This is a genomic window from Reticulibacter mediterranei (assembly GCF_016587455.1).
Genome location: NZ_BNJK01000001.1, coordinates 3045435 through 3066000, shown reverse-complemented (window position 1 = coordinate 3066000; position 20566 = coordinate 3045435). Strand labels below are relative to the sequence as shown.

The 20566-nt window shown below is 50.1% G+C and carries 19 protein-coding genes and 1 pseudogene; 11 read left to right on the top strand and 9 right to left on the bottom strand.

Annotated elements, in window-relative coordinates:
- Positions 1 to 2: 2 nt before the first annotated feature.
- Both K3T83_RS13035 and K3T83_RS13030 read left to right on the top strand, forming a co-directional pair.
- Positions 3 to 1103: a lytic transglycosylase domain-containing protein gene (locus K3T83_RS13035; RefSeq protein WP_220203400.1), complete on the top strand. Its 1101-nt coding sequence runs from the start codon at positions 3 to 5 to the stop codon at positions 1101 to 1103.
- A gap of 849 nt (positions 1104 to 1952) precedes the next feature.
- On the top strand, positions 1953 to 2483 hold the full coding sequence (locus K3T83_RS13030; protein WP_220203399.1) for a hypothetical protein: 531 nt from the start codon (positions 1953 to 1955) through the stop codon (positions 2481 to 2483).
- A 183-nt stretch (positions 2484 to 2666) separates the two neighbouring features.
- Here K3T83_RS13030 and K3T83_RS13025 read toward each other — a convergent pair whose 3' ends face one another.
- Both K3T83_RS13025 and K3T83_RS13020 read right to left on the bottom strand, forming a co-directional pair.
- Entirely contained in the window at positions 2667 to 3110 is a 444-nt protein-coding gene (locus tag K3T83_RS13025; RefSeq protein ID WP_220203398.1) for a hypothetical protein, read from the bottom strand.
- Between the two features lie 181 nt (positions 3111 to 3291).
- The gene (locus tag K3T83_RS13020; protein WP_220203397.1) at positions 3292 to 3690 is read right to left on the bottom strand and encodes a hypothetical protein; all 399 of its coding nucleotides are present in this window, start codon (positions 3688 to 3690) and stop codon (positions 3292 to 3294) included.
- A 606-nt stretch (positions 3691 to 4296) separates the two neighbouring features.
- On the opposite strand from K3T83_RS13020, the gene K3T83_RS13015 reads away from it, so the two are divergent.
- The 5 genes from K3T83_RS13015 to K3T83_RS12995 all read left to right on the top strand — a co-directional run bounded on the left by K3T83_RS13015 (position 4297) and on the right by K3T83_RS12995 (position 10004).
- Positions 4297 to 5172 carry a class I SAM-dependent methyltransferase gene (locus K3T83_RS13015; RefSeq protein WP_220203396.1) on the top strand — a complete coding sequence of 292 codons (876 nt, stop codon included), beginning with the start codon at positions 4297 to 4299 and terminating at the stop codon, positions 5170 to 5172.
- A gap of 553 nt (positions 5173 to 5725) precedes the next feature.
- Positions 5726 to 7267: an amidase gene (locus K3T83_RS13010; RefSeq protein ID WP_220203395.1), complete on the top strand. Its 1542-nt coding sequence runs from the start codon at positions 5726 to 5728 to the stop codon at positions 7265 to 7267.
- A gap of 265 nt (positions 7268 to 7532) precedes the next feature.
- On the top strand, positions 7533 to 8336 hold the full coding sequence (locus K3T83_RS13005; protein ID WP_220203394.1) for a class I SAM-dependent methyltransferase: 804 nt from the start codon (positions 7533 to 7535) through the stop codon (positions 8334 to 8336).
- A 280-nt stretch (positions 8337 to 8616) separates the two neighbouring features.
- The gene (locus K3T83_RS13000) at positions 8617 to 9495 is read left to right on the top strand and encodes a thermonuclease family protein (RefSeq protein ID WP_220203393.1); all 879 of its coding nucleotides are present in this window, start codon (positions 8617 to 8619) and stop codon (positions 9493 to 9495) included.
- Positions 9496 to 9671: 176 nt separating this feature from the next.
- Positions 9672 to 10004: a tRNA-binding protein gene (locus K3T83_RS12995; protein WP_220203392.1), complete on the top strand. Its 333-nt coding sequence runs from the start codon at positions 9672 to 9674 to the stop codon at positions 10002 to 10004.
- 73 nt (positions 10005 to 10077) lie between these two features.
- Here K3T83_RS12995 and K3T83_RS12990 read toward each other — a convergent pair whose 3' ends face one another.
- The 3 genes from K3T83_RS12990 to K3T83_RS12980 are packed head-to-tail and all read right to left on the bottom strand — an operon-like array spanning position 10078 to position 12434.
- Positions 10078 to 10500, bottom strand: a complete 423-nt coding sequence (locus K3T83_RS12990; protein ID WP_220203391.1) for a PPOX class F420-dependent oxidoreductase — start codon at positions 10498 to 10500, stop codon at positions 10078 to 10080.
- A 41-nt stretch (positions 10501 to 10541) separates the two neighbouring features.
- Positions 10542 to 11564 carry a zinc-binding alcohol dehydrogenase family protein gene (locus tag K3T83_RS12985; RefSeq protein WP_220203390.1) on the bottom strand — a complete coding sequence of 341 codons (1023 nt, stop codon included), beginning with the start codon at positions 11562 to 11564 and terminating at the stop codon, positions 10542 to 10544.
- A 51-nt stretch (positions 11565 to 11615) separates the two neighbouring features.
- Positions 11616 to 12434, bottom strand: a complete 819-nt coding sequence (locus tag K3T83_RS12980) for a MerR family transcriptional regulator (RefSeq protein WP_220203389.1) — start codon at positions 12432 to 12434, stop codon at positions 11616 to 11618.
- A gap of 269 nt (positions 12435 to 12703) precedes the next feature.
- On the opposite strand from K3T83_RS12980, the pseudogene K3T83_RS57880 reads away from it, so the two are divergent.
- Positions 12704 to 13288, top strand: a pseudogene (locus K3T83_RS57880) (DedA family protein); the annotation flags it as partial.
- A gap of 422 nt (positions 13289 to 13710) precedes the next feature.
- Here the strand turns inward: K3T83_RS57880 and K3T83_RS12970 are convergent.
- Positions 13711 to 14661 (bottom strand): LLM class F420-dependent oxidoreductase, encoded by a 951-nt coding sequence (locus K3T83_RS12970; protein ID WP_220203387.1) that lies wholly within the window; start codon positions 14659 to 14661, stop codon positions 13711 to 13713.
- 122 nt (positions 14662 to 14783) lie between these two features.
- Here K3T83_RS12970 and K3T83_RS12965 point away from each other — a divergent pair, with 122 nt between their 5' ends.
- From K3T83_RS12965 to K3T83_RS12955, 3 genes are all read left to right on the top strand, one after another.
- On the top strand, positions 14784 to 15653 hold the full coding sequence (locus tag K3T83_RS12965) for a helix-turn-helix transcriptional regulator (RefSeq protein ID WP_220203386.1): 870 nt from the start codon (positions 14784 to 14786) through the stop codon (positions 15651 to 15653).
- A 154-nt stretch (positions 15654 to 15807) separates the two neighbouring features.
- Positions 15808 to 16962 carry a threonine synthase gene (gene thrC / locus K3T83_RS12960; protein ID WP_220203385.1) on the top strand — a complete coding sequence of 385 codons (1155 nt, stop codon included), beginning with the start codon at positions 15808 to 15810 and terminating at the stop codon, positions 16960 to 16962.
- 3 nt (positions 16963 to 16965) lie between these two features.
- Positions 16966 to 17607: a GntR family transcriptional regulator gene (locus tag K3T83_RS12955; RefSeq protein ID WP_220203384.1), complete on the top strand. Its 642-nt coding sequence runs from the start codon at positions 16966 to 16968 to the stop codon at positions 17605 to 17607.
- 35 nt (positions 17608 to 17642) lie between these two features.
- Here the strand turns inward: K3T83_RS12955 and K3T83_RS12950 are convergent, their stop codons facing one another.
- The 3 genes from K3T83_RS12950 to K3T83_RS12940 form a co-directional block, all read right to left on the bottom strand.
- Positions 17643 to 18002: a DUF983 domain-containing protein gene (locus K3T83_RS12950; RefSeq protein WP_220203383.1), complete on the bottom strand. Its 360-nt coding sequence runs from the start codon at positions 18000 to 18002 to the stop codon at positions 17643 to 17645.
- 145 nt (positions 18003 to 18147) lie between these two features.
- Complete coding sequence (locus K3T83_RS12945) at positions 18148 to 18840, bottom strand: hypothetical protein (RefSeq protein ID WP_220203382.1); 693 nt, start codon at positions 18838 to 18840, stop codon at positions 18148 to 18150.
- A gap of 165 nt (positions 18841 to 19005) precedes the next feature.
- A complete protein-coding gene (locus K3T83_RS12940) occupies positions 19006 to 20433 on the bottom strand; it encodes a transposase (protein WP_220201037.1) in 1428 nt (475 codons plus the stop codon).
- Between the last annotated feature and the right edge of the window lie 133 nt (positions 20434 to 20566).

The following is a 20566-nucleotide window of genomic DNA, read 5'->3' as shown; positions in this document are numbered from 1 at the left end:
TTATGTCAGAGTATCATTCTCGTTTACCTGTCCAGCCGATGGACGATGAGTGGGAGGAGGGCTTTGCGTTCCAGATCGATTCGGCCACTCCGCCCGTTGCACAGACTCCAGTTGCACGATTTTCGAGGCAGGAAGCGGGGAATATGACAGACCAGTTGCGTTCATCCGCTGTCAAAAAGCCTTTTCGGTCTAGCCGACTACAATCTGCTGTACAGGCGAACAATTCTACAAATGACCCCGATACCGATCCATTGCGTCAGGCGACCGGGAGACAGGCATCTGCACAGTCAGCAGTTGTCAAAGTGAAACAAATGTCCCCTGTTGCCGGACAACTCTACGGTACATCCCCTCCGGGAACGCTTGTTGGCGCGTTGAATGCCACGATCAAAGCAGAACTGCCAAAGCGAGAGACGGTTGTTATTCCAGGCAGTAGAAAGAGGCGTCGGCGTGGCGCCGAAGAGGAAGAGAACGAGCTGCGTTTGCGCAAGCGTGTGCGTCACGGAGCAGTCATCCTGTCGATTATGGCTATTATGATGGTGGCGTTCTTCTCGCTCTTACCTCTGGGGAGCGGGAATAGCGGCAATCCTATATTTAATGGCGTGACGAACTGGGTGCGCACACAACAGCAGACGTGGCAGATTATGGCGCGAAAGAGCGATCAGGAGGGCCAGACGACTACGAATAACGGTGCTCCTCCCGTTCCTCCGGCGGCCCTGCCGAAGAGCCAGTATGTGGCTATTGCACGTCAGGCGGCGGTCAGCAACGGTATCCCGCCTGATTATTTCGTCCAACAGATTAATGCGGAAAGCGGCTTCAATCCAAACGCCGTCTCCCCGTCTGGTGCGGTCGGTATTGCTCAAATGATTCCAAGCACGGCAGCTGGCGTCGGCGCGAATCCCTACGAACCAGTTTCCGCCCTGAACGGTGCCGCTCGCCTGATGGCTGGCTACTATAAACAGTATGGCGACTACGCAAAGGCACTCGCAGCCTATAATGCTGGCTCCGGCACGCTTGAGTATGCGCTCAAAGCGGGAGGCGCGAACTGGATGTCATTTCTGCCCGCAGAAACCCGTAATTATATCTTCAAAATCATGGGCATATAATCTCCCCATACCGTAATCGAGCGATAATGAATTTTCTTTCAAAAACGGTAAAGAGTTTCGTAGTGGAGCAATTTATTGCGTGTGAGGTGCGTGACAGGCAAACCAACGCGATAAATCGCTCCACTACGAAACTCTTTACATAAGATGTATTGCTTTTGTGTGCATAGGTAGAGGAAACGATAGAACCTCCTGTAGATATACACGAGCGCCGTTGCACGAGTATGCCTACAGGAGGTTCTACCATCTGAGAGGTAGAAAATGACTGGAGGGTGCGGATAATGACCGACGTATTGTCTGGAGCAATGTAGCGTCAGATAGCACACTGGCAGGTTCAACGGTGAAGTGCAGAGAGCGGCTCTGCTTCCCGGAACCACTTCAACAGCTCCTACCTAGAACAAAGCTCGACAGAGCAAAGTGGCACCCAAACGATCATCCCGCACCACTGTATATAGTATACCCCTGCCCACTTCCCTCTATCTTTTTTTTGGCTTCACGCTATTTCCTGGCTTTTCTACATATGAAAACTGTCCATTTTGGCGATTCTACTCTGTTTATTCCGCTATTGCATGCTGACTGGAACTGGCTGCATAAAGACTTCTTCTCTATGTCTTACATAAGACAATTTCACTGCATGGCAGAGGCATTCACCTATCAAGCCGATTACGCATTAAGAATATCTAAGGGTTTCATTGACACTCCCTCAATACGAAGATCTTTATACGTTTTTTATATCATTCGTGATATGATAATTGAGATTGTGCTGGTGCGATGTAATAACGGAGCTTAAACTTCCACAGTATTGTATCATCGTTCCTGGTATTGCATCTATTATTCGTTGAAAGGGATTTGATGGAACGCAAGACATACTACCAGAATTTATCGACTCTTGTACAAGAATTTGGTCAACAGTCAGTGTCTTTCTATACGGCCTTTCCTGGTGGTGTACCTGGCATTGCTGAGCCTTGTATCGGCACTGTCCATGTCCAGGAGGGGAAGATTATTGAGTGCCTTATAGAGGGCCGGAGCGGTGCCTCTATCAATGGCACGGCAGCTTTTCAGATCTTGCGCCCGGTTGCCGTCTGGCAGGTGCAGGCACGGTCTGATCGAAACATAGATATCACTCCATCCAATCCTACGCCTTCTTCCCTCCCGCAGGTCTCATCCTCTTTGAATGTGATAATTCCTCACCGGAATATGCCCCTGCTACCCGGACATCTTGATGGGATGAGCGCCAAAGAGCGTATTGCTTTACGTTCGGTGCTGGCTCTAATCAATGGCCAACGCAGCGTTGACCAGATCAAAACACAAATGCATCTTCCTCCAGAGACGGTGGAGCGTGTATTGTGGCAGTTATATCGGATGCAGATTATTTCCTGGTAGTCATATGTAGATTGCTGTAAACAAATCCTCGGCGTAGAGCAATGGCTGTGATGTTTCGGAGTCAAAGGTGACAGGCCTGGATAAGTAATGAGGCATAGTCTATCCCTCCCCACTGCTTCTGGTGGTATCGCTTTGTTCGTGTTTGTGAGGTATCCCAACGGCGTGGCAGCCGAGGGGAGGCTGCTATTGTTCCATAAGGGCATAGGTTGACTCAAAGATTTCTCTGTCAACCGGTCTGCCAGTTCCTCCCCAGGTGCTACGTACGAGATAATCGCCTTTTTTCCCCGTCAGGCCGTTGATGGTGAAGTTGTCTTCCATTTGCACTGCTTCGCGGATATCAAGCGCCTGATATGCGGCCCAGCCCTCTTCATCTGGTTCGCTAACACAATAGAAGCTTTTCTGGATCGTGACCCGCTCAATCGGCCAGACGCCTTTATTGTCGCGCGCCAGATAATCACCCACCTCGAATGGGCGTATTCCTTCAAGCGTTTGTATCATACCGTGATAGCGTTGATAGTCCTCTTCGGAGAGCCTGCGCGCAATAGTTGGTTTCATCTTACGGTAACGTTGGAATAATTTGCCCATGATGCTTTTACCTCTCGTCTCGAACACGGATAACCGAAGCATTTCCTTCTCTCCTTTTGCATGCGGATGCTACTATGTAGAGAAACGGAAATGTTCGGTTGTTATCCAAAAGACTCCATGTCCTCCTGACCCCCTCGATATATACACTCCTTGCACATCATCAAGGTAACACGCACTTTAAAATAGAGAAGAAACCGTCTCATTTTATTGTAGCATATATCTATCAGGTATAGAGTACGCCTTCGTTATGCGTAAACACGGCACGTTCCCAATCCAGTACATCGGCAAAATTGGCTTTGAATGCTTCCAACTCACGCTGTCGGGTTACTTCATCAGGCATCTCGTTATCTTTCCACAACAGCGAGATAGTTACCAGTTCTGGAGAATGAATATTCCGTAAGATGTAACGTCCCATTGTGCCAGAGAGCCTATGCTCCTGCGCAATATAAATCTCTTGTATCCTTTGTTCGAGTAATCCCTCCTGCCCCTCTCGTATCGGTACCACTATTTGAGTATTGAGTAACTTGATACGCCGATCATAAATGCGCCATTTGGGTGCCCTTTCACGTACACGCCCCGGTGGATTGCGCTTAAAATCTTCGACTTCATGGATATCTAACATGTATCTCCCCCCAACCTTTTTTGCTCGAAGCCGCCGGGAGTAGATGTGTTGGAACACACGATCCTCGGAAAGGCCTAGCATCTTTGCTGCTACCTTTACGGGAACATGCCCAGGAATGCTTAAATACTCATTCTCTTCTGTCATGAATACCAATCTAGTTGTAACCTGATATGACTGTAAAGCTGAGACGGATTTTGCTTGTGTAAAATATAGAACTAAATTTTGCTTGTGTAAACCTAAAACTTATTCTGATTCATCTTTACAACAGTAAGAAAATGATGTACAATACCTATTGTAAGCGTTAAGCAGGTCTTTAGTGGCAAGGGAAAGGAGGAACTGTTACCCTCATATATCATCTATCTTCCGATTTACAGAAAATACCCGTTGATATACGAGCCATGTACCGCTCTTTTCAGTATACTCGGCCCGTATAAGATCGCTAACTCAAACCTCCATCTTCTTACTTACAAGGGAAAGAGGCGTGCAAGCTGATCATCCTCCAGGGAAATGTGCTGCTTGCTCGCTTCTTCCATTCGTTCTTTTATGCCTTTATGTTAGATTTTCTATGAAGACGCCTGTTGAGATTGAAGGGAGGAAGACTACTGTATGTTTGACCGCTTAGAAATGAGCCTAGATATGCAAGCTTTTGCCGTACCATCGCCTGCTCCGTTGCTTGTGGGAAATGCTCATCCGTCGTTTGCAGAACACTGTTATTTCAACGAACTGATGGGCGAGTTGTTGCCTGCTGCGCTGCATAGCGAAACATTTACAACTATCCTTGATGTTCATTGTCGTAGCGGCGAATGGTTGCTGGCAATGGCGCGCCGCTATCCGCACGCTCAATGTATTGGGATCGATTCCAGCTCTTACCAGATTGAACTGGCACGCGCTCAGGCTTATGGCCTGCCCAACGTAACGTTTCTGGTGAAAGATTATGAAACGCTGTCCACCGCGCTTGTAGAGCTGCACCGCTTTGATCTGGTGCATCTCTCCTTTTGTGCCACCAATCCCGCTATCGAGCGTGTTTGTGCGCTTGTGTGTACATTGATTGACCTGTGCAGGCCAGGCGGGTATCTGCTCTGGCACGAGGCTGAAATGCCGATCTGCACTGGTCTCAGTTGTCAGCACTTCTTTTCAACGCTCCTTGCCAGAACGATGCAGATGTGCCGCAAGGAGAGCGAGGCGGGGAGCGTGCCAGGCATCACCGCACAGATGGCTTGCTGGCTACGTCGCTACGGGTGTGCTATTATCGAGGATGGAGCACATCTCGTGGATGCTTCTCAGGGAACATGTCTGAATCGTCATTTTGCCCACCATTTTCACGCTCTGAGCCTGCAAATGAAGGATCTTATTCTGATGAGCGGCCTGATCTGGGAACGCGCGTATGATGGCCTCTGTCATCAAGCGTTGAGCGAGATTCAAGGCAACCGTTTCTGTATGATCTGCTTTATGCGTACGTTGCTGGCCCGGCGAGAAGACTGACCGGGTTATCTCATGGTGGTCTGTATCCGTTTCTATGTCCGCCTCTCTAAAAAATCTGAGAGCAGACCACTCTGCTCTCAGACGTTATCGGCAAAACGTTTATTTGTTCAATTCGTTGATAAAATCCTGAATATCTTTAGCATACAGCTCAGGTTCGCGGTTCTACCGAAACTCAGGGTTGTAAAAGAGAGAATTTTGTTAATGTATGTGATTTGCACAAGAATATAGACATGAGCAGGTTATACCCCCGTTCTTATCAGTAAGAATAAATGGAAAAAATCTATATTCCTGAGAAATTTTGTGCACTTTATACAGATTTTGGATTGAATAACTGCCTGGTTGTGCTTTATAGTAAGAGTAGGCCGCCCAAATCATTCGGGGCCGTTGCGATGTGTCGTGTGACTGCGGCTCGGATAGTTCACCTTGTCGCTTGCTTTAGTAGTACTCTAGAGTAATTTGGTGTATTTATAGCGTAGCTTGTCCGTTGTGCTACACTGCGTCCTACCGTCTGGTGGTGCGGTCGATATGTTGTCTCACAAAGAAAGGTTAAAACATGCCCGTCAAACCTACCACTGAGCAGATACGTAAGATAGCCGAGCGCTATAACATGCAAATGAGTGATACAGACCTTGCCTTTTTTGAAGGCTTGATAGGGGCCTCGATGGAAACTTATAGTCGTCTGGATCAGCTTGTAGAGCCTGCGCTTCCTGTTCAATATCCGCGTACTGGTAGTTATCGTCCGACCCCGGATGAAAATCCCCTCAATGCCTGGTATCAGAAGTGTTTGGTTAAAGGTGCAGAGACCGGACCCCTGTCGGGGAAACGTATTGCGCTGAAAGATAATATCTGTCTGGCGGGCGTCCCTATGATGAATGGTTCAGCGACGCTGGAAGGCTATACGCCCGAATTTGACGCGACTATTGTGACACGCATGCTCGAAGCGGGCGGTGAGATCGTCGGCAAGGCTGTATGTGAGCATCTCTGTTTATCAGGAGGAAGCCATACCTCCGATACGGGTCCAGTATCAAATCCTCACAATCCCGCCTATTCTGCTGGAGGCTCATCCAGCGGGAGCGCGGCGCTGGTGGTTGCGGGCGAGTGTGATATGGCGATTGGTTGCGACCAGGGTGGCTCTATCCGTATGCCGAGTGCCTGGTGTGGAGCGTATGGCCTCAAACCAACACATGGCCTTGTCCCTTATACTGGTATTTGTTCGCTTGAGTTGACCATCGATCATGCGGGGCCAATAGCGGCGACGGTGGAAGATGTTGCGCTGTTGCTTGAAGCTATTGCTGGCCCCGATGGACTCGATCCTCGGCAGAATGGTATTACGCCGGAAGATGGGTATATGAGGACGTTAGTGGGTCATACCCGGGGGCTGCGCATTGGAATACTCAAAGAGGGATTTGGTTGGCCCGGTATCTCCCAGGCTGATGTTGAGGAGATGGTAGAAGCATCGGCCCACCGCTTTGTTGAAACGGGTGCCTCTGTCAGCACAGTTTCTATTCCCATGCATCGTGATGGGATCGCCATTGGGACCGCGATAGCCGCTGAGGGTGCGTTGCCGGTTATCGGCTATAATGGAGCTGGGACGAACTGGAAAGGCTACTATCCTACATCTCTGATGGATGCATATGCACGGGGGCGCACGTTCAGAGCGAATGATCTGGCGGATACAGTGAAAATGTATCTTTTATTAGGACAGTATATGCAGGATAAGTACCAGGGACACTATTATGGCAAAGCCCGTAATCTGGCACGCTTGCTAACGAAGGCGTACGACGATGTATTGCAAACGGTGGATCTACTGGTCATGCCAACGTTGCCGCTAAAAGCAACTCCTTTACCTGCTCCTGATGCTTCACGTGAGGAGAAGTTGATGCGTACCAGCGAAATGATCACAAACACGATGCAATTCGACGTTACCGGCCATCCTGCAATGTCGGTCCCTTGCGGCCTTTCAGAGGGTTTGCCGGTGGGCATGATGCTGGTCGGACGCAGAGGAGAAGACTCGACCGTGTTGCGTGCTGCCCATGCCTTTGAGCAGATGAGCGGCTACATGGTGCGTCCGCAAAAGATCGCTGCGGTTGTCTAACAGCCTCTTTTAGTTTTTACAAGTTATCTTCTCAGTAGTCCGCGACTTCCTGGTCCTCTCCTTGTTCATTCATCTTCTTAGTTGAGAAGGGGGTGAGGTGGGAGAGGACTAATTATGTTTCACTGCATCTGCCTGTCAGAAAACGAGTTTGCCTCGTGACCTGATTGCAACATAACTAATCTATATACGATATAATGCAAGCAGCAAAGAATACGAATGGCGTGTAATCCAGCCTATCAGCAATTTTTATAAGGAAATAGATGACATGTCTGAACTGGCTAATCAACACTATCTGCTTACGGATCAGTACAAAAACGCCTCGAAGTTGAATGCGCGTATTTATTTGCATCAGCATTTCAGCACTAATCCCAGGGATTGGCATGAGTGGGTTTTTGAGAGCATCAAACTTACTGCGGGTGATAGGGTCCTTGAACTGGGCAGCGGTTCTGGGATGTTATGGCTGAAAAATCTAGCGCGCTTGCCCCAAAGCAATATAACTCTCTCCGATTTCTCAGAAGGCATGTTGCAAGAGGCCCGACACAATTTGCTTGATAGTGGCCATACTTTCACCTATCAGATCATTGATGCTCAGGCTATTCCCTACGAAGCAGCGACATTTGATAAAGTGATTGCCAACCATATGCTTTATCATGTCCCAGATCGGGCGCGTGCTATAGCTGAGATCAGGCGGGTGTTGAAGCCAGCAGGCTATTTCTATGCCGCGACCAATGGTGTTATACACCTGCAAGGGATCAAGCAACTCATGCAGAGTGCAGGACTTGCTTCTGTAGGCTTGTCAGATGAGCAGAAGTTTACTTTAGAAAATGGTGCAGAACAGCTTGAGAGTAGCTTTGAAGATGTTCAAGTTGAACGAATGGAGAACAATGCGCTGGTTGTTACCGAAGTGGAGCCGCTGCTTGCTTTTATTCGTAGCTCCAGTCTGACAGCACCAACAGAGGAACAGGAACATACTTTACGCGATATCATAGCGCAAGAGATTGCAGAGCGAGGCGCTGTGCATATCCCAAAGGATAGTGGGCTTTTTATCGCTTATGGAATGAAGCAATAAAGCCTGGAACCTACGGCAATGGTCAAAATATTATGGATTGTATTGAAAAAACATTTGTGAGTAATAATTGTAATGAGATTTTTCAATGTGATACATGAATAAGTATTTTTTTGTCTATGTATTCTGTTATTAGAGATAGTATCATTGCCGTATACAAAAATCTCTCATAAATGGCGTCTATTTACATAGGCAAACGGCTCTTAGTAAGTCAAGTATTGTGGAAAAGCGTTGATAAAATCAACAATTGATAGCAGGTAAGAACAGACGAGGAGACAACAGTATGTCATCACCACATTATCTAGTGATGAACGGTAATTTTGTGATTGTTGGCAAAGAGCCTGATGGTGATTCCGTGCGCTTTGTGGCAGACAACCTTGATCTCTATAAGCAACTGCACCGGGCTTATCGCATCAAACCTTCACGTGACGGTAGCGTGCAGTTACGCTTTGAGGGCGTTGATGCCCCTGAACTACACTATGGTTCTGCTGCTCAACCGTTAGGGAAGGAGGCGCGCGATGAACTTCTATCCTGGATGGGCTTTGACCACATCGTCTACAAACATCAATCAACAATGGTGCAGTCGGCAGATCCGGCGAGTATTCGTGGTGCTATTCTTACCCAGGCGGCAGAGGCTAATGGGCGTCCAGTTTCGTATGTTTTGTTGGAGCAAGATGTTCATTTGAGTGATGGAACATGGGTAGAAGTGGATGAAGCACTCTTGAAGTTAACGATGAACTATCGCCTACTTACTTCAGGCAGAGCATATTACACCGTTTATACTTCTACACCATTCGCGCATCGCCAGTTGTTACGAGAAGCCGCTGTCACCGCGCGTCGGGCAGATCAGGGAGTTTGGGCGGTGGACATGACCAGTGAATTCGCGCTGGATGATCAAGCCTCTATTGGGCCTGCTGGTCAATTGATCCTACCTAAACTGTTTCGTCGTTGCACAGACTATCTCAAAGATGTGAACAGTGGTGCTTTTCACGGCAATCTGGCTGAATGGCTCGTTTGGGTTTCGAGCAATGGACGTGATGAAAACGATCTGGTGGTTGTGAGCGATAAGCTCGAAGTCCATTTAAGCGACCTGCTAGATCAGCGCAACAGACGCATTGCATTTCAAGCTGATTTACTGGACATTACTTTTGTAGAAAAATAACATCTCTCAATGATAGTTGGCGAGATAAGGATACTGAGGCACTGAAGCATTATCCGCTCCAGTGTCTTCGTATTGCTTTCTGGCAATGGCTGATTGACAGAAATCGTGGCGCTAGCTATGCTTGCTCTATCTGTGTTTACTGGCGTCATTTCAATGAATGAGAGATGTCTGCGCGTATGATTACGTATAATGATTTTGTGAAAGTGGATATTCGAGTGGGAAAAATCCTGCAAGCTGAAGATTTTCCCCAGGCCCGCAAGCCCGCATATAAACTGACCATCGATTTTGGGTCGGAGATTGGCGTGAAAAAATCTTCGGCTCAGATTACCAAACACTATACAAAAGAAGAACTGGTTGGCAAGCTGATCCTTGCCGTTGTCAACTTTCCACCCAAGCAGATTGGCCCGTTTCGCTCCGAAGTGCTGGTTCTGGGCGTACCCGACGAAGAAGAGAACGTTGTGCTGCTCACGCCAGATAAAGCTGTGCCGATTGGTGGAAGGATGTATTAAGAAAGGATCAGGTCTGTATCATGGTAACATGCAAGCCTGATCCTTTCTACAAGGGGACATAGTAGAGAAATTTCTAATGCCCGGTTAGTATTTTGTCGGGATGGACTACGACGATCACGCGATCTGGATCGCCACCGCTGTATTGTGCGCGTTGTTCAGGGGTCATATATTTCTCAAGCAGCGGGAGCGAGAGTTCGTCGTGGTTCTGCTCGATAATCTCAGCATGTCCATAGATCACAACATACCATTTCTCTGCATAGTTGTCGATCACTATTGAGATAGATGGATCTCGCTGCAAATTAATATACTTGGCGCGCTTCTTCGTTGTGGAGAAGAAAAAGGTTTTGCCATCCCAGACATACCAGGTAACGCTCATTTGGGGCGCTCCACTCTTGCGGTTGACGCCGACTACTGCGTGGTTCGGTTTCGCAAGAAATGCCTCTAGCTCTTCAAGCGTTGCATCGTTGAGGTGCCATTCTATCTGTTTTGTCGTCATTTTTTGTATGCTCCATTTCTATCTAATGTGTGTTATAAAAACTATTCTGGAAATTGTTCTACGACCAGCTTTCCGACCATTTCTCCGGTTTCCACTCTCGCGTGGGCCTGTCGTAACGTATCGGCGCTGATAGGCGAGAGCCGTTCGTTGAGCGTCGTTTGGAGTACGCCTGCATCGATCAGCTCTGCAACTCCCGTAAGGATATGATGTTGTTCCGTCATATCTGCTGTGTGGAAATTGGGACGGGTAAACACATTTTCAAAAGCGATAGTTGCGCTTTTCGGCTGGAATATAGCTATATCAAGAGGTGCGTAAACGTCGTCAATGAGGCAGATCTTGCCCTGGGGAGCAATGATTTCGGCCATTGTATGCCAGTGTTGGGCGACATTTTTCAGACACAGGATATAATCAACGTTGGTATATCCATACTGTTGCAACTGACTGGCAAGTGATTGGCGGTGATCGAGAATCACCGCGACTCCATGCGCTTTTGCCCATTGGATGGATGCCGGGCGAGAGGCCGTGCCAATGACCTTCAACCCTGCCCACTGAGCAAATTGCGCTGCAATAGATCCGACGCCACCGGCTGCATTAATGATGAGGATGCTCTTGCCGCGATTTTTTTCCGGTTCAGGCGCTATCATGAGGCGGTCAAAAATCCCCTCCCAGGCGGTAAGTGTGGTGAGAGGCAGTGCTGCGGCCTGGGCAAAATCGAGGCTGTTCGGCTTTCGGGCAACGATACACTCGTCTACCAGATGGAACTCGCTATTCGCCCCTGGATGGAGCCAATCGCCCGCGTAATAGACGGCATCCCCCGGCTCAAAGAGATGACAATCGGGACCAGCGGCCTCGACAATGCCCGCAACATCCCAACCTAAAATGCGCGGTATGGTCTCGATGCCAGCCTTTGGCGCACGAGTCTTGATATCGACCGGGTTGACTGAGACGGCTTTGACCCGCACGAGTAGTTGATGCGCGCCCGGCGCAGGCGTCTCGATTTCTATATCTATTAAGCTATTGGGATCTTCAATTGGCAGATAGCGATAGAGTCCAATCGCTTTCATCGCTTTGTTCTCTTTCTTTGCATATTTACATCTCTTACAGAAATATTTCGCTTAGCTGATCCTTTTCACCGGGAGTTGCACCTCGGCGATAGAAAGAGCGCCGTCTTCCTGAGTGAGATGGACTTCACGGCGGGGCTGATTATCGACGATCTGATAGTGGTGCGCCTCGATCCAATCGGCCAGATCGATGCTTGCACTGCATACGCTCTGGACCGGGCAGCGATGGAGAATGCTTGCCACCGTCTGGTAAGCTCGCAACGTCTGGACATGAAAGCGCTCGTTTTCTGGTATGCATTGCGTGATGGGGCGTGCCACTTCCAGATCCGTTGCGTCGTCGCATTCCTCGCAGCCGTGCCACAGGACGAGATATGGTTGCTTTTCGGAAGGGACCACCCCATACCTCTTGAGATATTGATCCAGTTCTGCAAGCATGAGTGGGAGTGTTGGAGGTGGTATTTTGTCGCGGATGGACACCACTTGCTGCGGCTCAATCGCTTTGAGGACAATCTCATGCTGTGGGAGCGCCTCCTGCTCGCATTCGATGCGACGCAAGCGCCCTTCGAGGCGCGTCAGGCGTGTCTGTTCGTCCTCGATTAACGCTTGAATTTCAGCTTGCTTGAGACGAAACATCCCGCGAATTTGCTCGATAGAAATCTGTTCGTCAAGCAAGTGCATGATTTGTTCCAGCGTAAAACCGAGTTCTTTGAACGCAATAATGCGATTGAGCCGGAACAATTGTGTAGTTGTATAGTAGCGATACCCGGTGCAGGGATCGATAGAAGCTGGTTTCAATAGGCCAAGCTGGTCATAATAGCGCAGTGTTTTGATAGAAACCTGGCTCAGTTGAGAAAACTCACGAATCTTAAACATCTTTCATGCTTTCATTGCTATCGTCGAGTAAGACATCTTACAAGATATACCATACACTCTCCAGTCGAGGGGAGAGTCAAGAGGAAAAGATACGTTTTTGTAAAAGAACTTTTCGTCCCGATCTTAGGAGAGATTGTCCATAAAGCAACAAAGCGGCGTAATGATTCGTAGCAACTAACGATGCCTCCGATTGATAAATACGGCGAGTAAGTGTTAGCAAAAAAATCTCTGTGCAAAATCAAGAATTGTGAAAGGATATAATCATCCTCATGCTCGAATGGATTCAAACCATTATGGATACGCTCGGCTATCCAGGTATAGCGATTCTTATGTTTCTAGAAGTTGTATTTCCACCAATTCCTTCTGAAGTCATTATGCCGTTGGGTGGGTTTGCGTCGAATAAGGGTTCGCTCAATATGTTTGGAGTTGTCACGGCTGGGACGGCAGGCTCGATGGCTGGCGCGGTCGTCTTCTATTATGTGGGTAAGATCGTTGGTACTGAGCGGCTGGTCATGCTGGCCGATAAATATGGAAAATGGTTGACCGTTTCCGGCGAGGATGTGAAAAAGGCCGATCACTGGTTCGACAAGCATGGTGAGAAGGTCGTGCTACTTTGTCGTCTGGTGCCGGGTATCCGTTCGCTCGTATCGCTGCCAGCAGGGGTGGCGATGATGAAAATGGTGCCGTTTTTGCTCTATACACTGATTGGCACCGTGATATGGAATATCGCGCTGACCGGCGCGGGCTACTTTTTGGGGAAAAATTATGAACTGGTCGATCAATATATGGGCGATTCGGGCAAGATCGTGCTTGGCGTTCTGGCTGCGCTTGCGGTCATCCTGTATACTGTGCGACTCGTTCAACAGATGCGAAAAGAGGAGCAGAAGCGCGCTGCTGTCTCAGTAAACACACAAACGATGCAGCCTTTCTCAGCGCCTCAGCGGCAGGCTCAACAACTAGCGCTGTCGGAAATGCAGACACAGCAGATGCGGACTCAGCAAGCAAGCTGGCACGGCACGCCATCGCATTCATTTACCTCTCCCCAGCAACCGCAGCAGCAACAACCACAATCGCAGCAGAGTGATGTGCCGCAACTTCCATTCCCACAACCACAATTTCCATTTCCCCAGGCGCGGTCCTGGAATGTGCAATCTCCTGCCCCCCAGCACCAGCCGCCACAGGAGCAATAAACAACACAGCCTTTCGTAGTCGAGCGATTTATCGCGATCTTCCGCTTTTCCGCGATAAATCGCTCGACTACGAAAGGCTGTGTTGTTTATTGTCCAATAAATTCTTTAGCAAAGAAGCGCAGAGTATCCGGGTGCAGGATATCAAAGAAACCAAGGATCACTTCCTGGACACCGGCGGCTTCTAACTCGGCCAGACCTTTGCGAATGGTGTCAGGGCTGCCGATGAGCATACCGTTGATCTGGCTCCCGACGCGACTTAAAAGTGCTGGCGGCACTTTTGCCCAGGCTTGCTCGTCGGTTTCCCCGATAGAACAGAAGCCGGTGATTGTGCGATGGATGCTCTCGTAATCGCGTCCGACGCTTTCGCAGTGCTGTTTGAGCACGGCAAATTTGCGCTGGATTGTTGCCAGATCGCCGTTGATATTGCAAGCATCGCCATATTGTGCCACTAGCTTGAGCGTGACCTGTTCGCCGCTTCCACCAATAAGTATGGGAATATGTGGCTTCTGTATCCCTTTGGGCTGGTTGATGGCACCATGAACTTGATAATATTTGCCCTCGAAGGAGGCTTCTTCTTGCGTCCACATTGCTCGAATCACCTGCACCGCCTCGCGTAGATGGCGCAGACGCGTTGGTGCATCAGGATAGTCATAGCCATAGCCACGATACTCGTGTTCGTGCCAACCTGCTCCAATGCCGAAGTTCAGGCGGCCATGTGAAAGGACATCAACGGTGCTGGCCATTTTCGCCAGTAGCGCAGGGTTACGGTAGCTATTGCAAGTGACGAGTTGACCGATGCGGATACGGCGGGTGTCGCGTGCTACTGCTGCGGTCGTGGTCCAGCATTCAAAAGTGATTTCCTGCGACGGGCGTGGAATGGTGTGAAAGTGATCAACGAGCCACGCTGATGTAAAACCTAGCTCGTCGGCGGTCCGGGCAATATGCGTCATCGTCTCGTAGGCCTCAATCGGGTCTTTGATGCTTGCCAGTTCCATCGTCCAGCCTTGCGGCAGGGATATCCCAAATTGTAAAGGCATGAATAGATACCTCTTTCTCTTGACCTTCAATTTTCTCTTTGCTAGTATGGCCCGTAGCTGATGGTATTACCAGTGCTTGGATTATCGTATGATTGAAACTAGCAGGATAAGGAGCAAAAGAGATGGACGAAAAAGAACGCCGTGAGGCGCTGGGTGCCTTTTTGCGCACACGGCGAGCGCGCCTGCAACCCACAGATGTTGGCCTGCCTGTGCGTACTCGTCGCCGTACGCCAGGATTGCGGCGCGAAGATGTTGCAGAGTTGGCAAATATCGGGGTGTCCTGGTATACGCTGCTCGAACAGGGGCAGGATGTGCATCCATCGCGACAAGTCCTGGAAAGTCTGGCCCGGGCGCTCAGGCTCACTCCTGCCGAAGAGAAGCATCTCTTCCTTCTGGCGTATAAGGAGGTGCCGGTGCACGAGGCGGTGGGGGAAGCGCCAGTCTCTCCTGCGCTGCAACGCGTTGTGGATGCACTTGATCCTCACCCTGCGTTTATCATCGGGCCGCGTTGGGATGTCCTCACCTGGAATCGTACCGCAAATCTATTATTTGACTTTGATGAAGAGGCATATCACCCCCACTATCGCAACGTTATCTGGCGCTTTTTTGAGCGTAGAAATCGTACAATGGACCTGGAATGGGAGAAACAGGCGCAACACCTGGTGGCACAATTTCGCGCTGACTATGCTCGCTATCCAGGAGATCCATCTTTTCTTGAAATCATTGAAGATTTACAACGTCGCAGCCCCCAGTTTTGTAAGTGGTGGGAACAACAGAATGTGCGCGGCCTGCCAGATGGACCACGCATCATGATGCATCCAACATTGGGTCGGCTGGAATTTGATCATGTCACCTTCCTGACATCCATCACTCCTGATCTCAAAGTGAAGGTGTACTCGGCCCTGCCCTCGACGATAGAGAGATTGGAGCAGGCGCTTGCCGCCTCATCTATTCGCCGCGTAAAACCCCTTTCTTCAGATATGGGGATATGAGCGGCGTTCCTTACAATAGCAATAGAGAGCAAAATAGCAGACCCAAAGCGCTTTCAGCTCGATTGGCATACAAACAAAAGCTTGACCTTGCAATAAGATTGTATACTATTTATTAGGAATTGTATACAATCTTATTGCCTTGAAAGGATCTGCTGTGTTTGCTACTTCTCTGCGCTGTTTACGTTGTGGTCGGAGTGCCGCACTTGAACCATCGGCTTATCTTTGTTCGCATTGTGGGGCTGGTAATGGGACCACCGATCCTGGTATCCTGGATGTTCAGTATGACTACACTGAGGCTGCTGCGGCCTTTGTCTCTTCGCTCTCAACGCAGCGGCACGATATCTTTCGTTTCTTGCCTTTGCTCCCCGTCTCTCAACCGGGCGATGTGTTGCCAGCTGGTGGCACGCCGTTAGTTGCTGCTCCGCGCCTCGCCGCTCGTCTTGGTTTGCGAGCGCTGTATCTCAAAGATGAAACGCGCAACCCCACGCGCTGTCTGAAGGATCGAGCCACCGCTATTGCTATGACCATTGCTCTGGCCAACGGGTATCGCGACCTGTATTGTGCCTCAGCCGGGAATGCTGCAATTTCCCTGGCAGGCTTTTGCGCTCACCAGGGGTTGACCTGTCATGCGTTTGTGCCTCGCATTGCCTCGACTACGCGTCTGGACTGGCTGCGGCGCTATGGTGCGCGTATCCATGTTTCAAAGGGTAACTACGATCAGGCGTTTCGCGAGGCTGAAAAAGCGGCCGAGCAGGAGGGATGGTACAGTCGCAATTGCGCTTTTAACCCCTACCTGGTGGAAGGCAAGAAGACGGTTGCCTTCGAGATCGCTGAGCAACTGAACTGGCAGACCCCTGATATGGTTGTGGCTCCAGTTGGTGATGGCTGCACGTTGGGCGCGGCCGGGAAAGGGTTCCGCGAACTGCGCACGATTGGACAAACCGAACTTTTGCCGCGTTTAATAGGAGTGCAGGCCGAGGCGATTCAGCCGGTAGTACGTCGTTATCAGGGACAAGGGCAACAGATAGATGGGGAGACAGGAGAGACGCTGGCAGCTTCGATAGCGGTGCAGAGACCACGCAATTATCTGCGGCTGCGTGCCGAACTGCGGACCAGTCATGGTACAATGCTTGCCGTACCTGATAGCGAGATGCTCGAAGCACAGAGCCTCTTATCGCAGGAGGCGGGCATTATTCCGGAGTTGACCAGTGCTGCGACGCTGGCCGGGCTGTTGCGTCTGGCCGCAACTGAGGATTTATCCGGGCAATGTGCTGTTTTGATTATTACAGGAGGGAGACTTGATAGTTAATGTATGAGTAGCAGCCGCAGACCGTTACGTGACGAAGTATACCAACTTGTTCTGGACCAACTCCTACGAGGTGAGCTGGCTCCGGGAAGCAGGATCATCGAGTCGGAACTGGCAACGAAGCTAGGAGTGAGCCGTACACCGTTGCGTGAAGCGTTGTTCCGTCTGGAACAGGCTGGCTTCTTACATGCAGATCTGGCACGAGGTTTTACCGTTATTCCATTGACAGCTCGTGAGGTGCGCGAGATCTATCCGATCATCTGGTCGCTGGAATGCCTGGCATTGACCACAATTGGGCGACCAGAGCGTGTATCGCTCGCCAGCCTGGAGCAGATCAATGAGGAACTGGCGCGGGTCCAGGACGATCCAGCAGCCAAGCTTACTCTCGATCAGCGCTGGCACGAGGCGCTGGTGCAGCAGTGTCCAAATCGCCGCCTGCTTCAGATGATCGCGTCATTGAAGCAGGTGGCCTATCGCTATGAGTGGGCGTATATGCATGAAACGGTGTTGGCGGCAGCTTCGGTCGAGCAGCATCGTGCTATCATGGAGGCGCTCAGTCGAGGAGACCTTGCGCAGACAAGCGCTCTTGTAGAAGAAAACTGGCGTTTTGGTATGAACGCCCTGCTACAACACCTGGACTGGCAATAAGCAATCACAAGCGAGAGGTGAGCTGACTGGCGCAGCTACACCTGTCGCTCAACGGGATGGAGGTAATGATCCATACTCAACCATAATCCCCGGCTATGATGGAAGAAGAGCAGCGGTAAGATGATGGTTGAAGGAGCGCCCCAGAGCAACAGCAAATTCAACGGAACGGCAGGATTGGCCGCCAGAGGGATGGTAAAGGCTGCGATCAGAAACTCGCTGATGACCAGATTAATCGCCATCGAACCCGTATAGTAGCCCTCTTCCCGCTCAAAAAGCAGGCCGCAGTGGGGGCAGCGCTCGTTCATCTTAAAGGGTTGCTTAAACAGCTTGCCCTGCCCGCAGACCGGACAGCGCAGCAAGAGTCCGCGCAGCAAAAGTTCAAAGAATTTTCCCATAATGGTTCTGTGTATCTTTCGTCTATCTATGGCAACCAGCAGGAAGAAACTGGCAACGCGTGGTGCTTGTACAATTCGTCATATTCTCTTATCCATATACTATAACACCCGGTCGCCATGAATTCTTCCTGAAGACCTGCTTGGCCTAATGGGTTTCTACGTCGTGTGCTCCCTGCTGATGTAAAATCTCCATTGCTTGTTGCTGACGATCTGCTGTTTTTACCGTCACCAGGATGTTGCCAGACTTCAGTTCGTGCTCGTAGTAGTGCGCTTTTTGGCGAGGCACACCAAGGTGCATAAAGGCACCAAGGAAGCCGCCTGCAACGCTACCAAAGGCTGCGCCACCTAAGATTGACGCCAGCCATCCAGCCGCAACTGCCGGGCCGATGCCAGGGATAGCCAGCGCCGCAACTGCACCGGCAACACCACCAACGACGCCACCTGTAATGGCGCTTGCTCGCTCTTCCTGCCCCTGCTCGCTCTCCGATTCAAGCGTCGCTTCACTTTGCCCTGTGTTGTGCGCTTCTGAAGCGAGCGGTTGGGATTTTCGGCGTGGGAATCGATCAATCGCATCCTCGGCAACCGGTAGCGCCGCCTCAAAAAGCGTTGTTGCATGTGACGGCCCGGCAATGGGAGCCAGAAGCACATCGGCAGCTCCCAGTATACCCCCCACGATGCCACGACCAATAGCGTTGCCCTCATGTTTTGCATGCTCTGCTCGTGCTGCAAAACTGAGTTGCTCGTCGCGGAAATTTGCTGTATGTAATGCTTGTAGCGCTCTGAGAGCTGCTTCACGCTCCTCGAATACGCCCACAATGATTGTCTGCTGTTCTGCCATCGCTTGTTCTTTCTCTCTTTACTATAAGGGATACTCGATGCTGTAATATTATAGCAGTGTCTCGTACTCCGCGCCTAGAGAAGGGGAAGGGAACGCTGTCTGATAGATTTGGAATGACGATAGATCTGCTATAATGTAATTTTTAATGAAATAATCTCCTATGAGTCATCCCCAATTTTTCTGAAACCTTTCGAGATCTCGAATGAGGGAAGCGACAACGAGAGGATCATCAGAAGGGGGAATGAAACAACTCAGATGAGGGCGATAATCGTTCCAGAGACGACTGAGCGCCCATCGGAGCCGATAGAGCGGTGCTTGACTGTTCAAGCACCGCTTTCCAGTGCGGTGGCATCTGAAGCGCAAAAGCGCGGCTACTAGATCTTGATAGGAGGAATCGAGCAAAGAAAGCAAGAAAGCATAGACGAGCATAACCATTCCCAGCAGTTTGAGACGAGCTTCCAACGACCACAAACGCGGACATTCCAACGCCAATTCGCATTTGGCATAGCGAAAACTCTGTTCAATTTGCCAGCGTCGTCGATAGGTGAAAAAGACCTCCCAGGCTTGTGTTTCTGTGTGAACGGTTTCATTCGTAATAAGATACATCACGCCTTTCTTCACGCGAGCTTTGACCAGAAACAGCGGTTGCCCTGACTGAGGATGGCGAACTGCACTCCACCAGAGGTCGCAAGACATCTTTTCTCCGGTGGTCGTATCCCAGATCTCTTTATGCGCTCGATATCTCTTGCCTTGCCCAATTTGCCAGAGCTTCTTTTCTTCTCCAGCCAGAGTGAGGAACACATGCTTTTTGATCCAGCGGATCACAAAACGAACACGATATTGCGAAAGGACGTGAAGCCAATATCCTGAAGCATACCCACGATCAAACACATGGACGAGCAACGGCCCCCATTTCCTGACACAGACACGTAATGCCTCTTCCTCGGCGTCCCGTAACTTGGTCGCAAAGACGCCTTTGGTCGTCCACCAACGACTCAGCGCTAGATGGGGAAGTCCTTGCATTCCCACAATCAGCGCTGCGGTCCATTGCATGCCCATGACCCGCACCGGGCGCACAGCAGGCCAGTTGAAGACCAAGCCCCGTTTCGTGCGGCTTCGTCGTTTTGCTTTACTCGAAAGAACGGGACACAATCCTTCGAGTTTTTCACTCTCGGCTTTTTCCAAGACACTTCCATCCCAAATGCAGAGAATCCGTTTTCTTTGTACTTTGAGGTTCTGTACTTCTTCATCAGCTTTTTCCAGGAGATAGTGGTCAATGACATCCACTGTCCATTTCACTGACCGCAGCAGTTTCCCAACCCGTTTCGTGCCTGCTGTCGCACTGGAGGCATATCCAGCATAGCCGTCCAGAGAGGAACCCAGTTCGCTCAACCAGAGGGCTTGCGGGTGATTGCGCAAGCTAATGATCGCCACCAGGCACTGCAACAAGGTACGCACAAGCCGTTTATCCAGGATCTCATCCAACGCTGTAAGCAAGGGGAACAAAAACGTTTCGAGCAAATGAAGCAGATGTTGTGATCCTCCCTGCGGATCTCGTTCCAGGTGTTTGAAGGTTTCAGACAGTTCTGCCATAATGACAACGGATCTCCTCGTTCAGGTGTTGATTGCTTTCATACTCAACAGTCTAAACGAGGAGATCCGTTTTGCCTAGCCTCTTTTTTTCTCTCCTGGCTACATATCAGTGTCCAGAAAAATCAGGGATGAC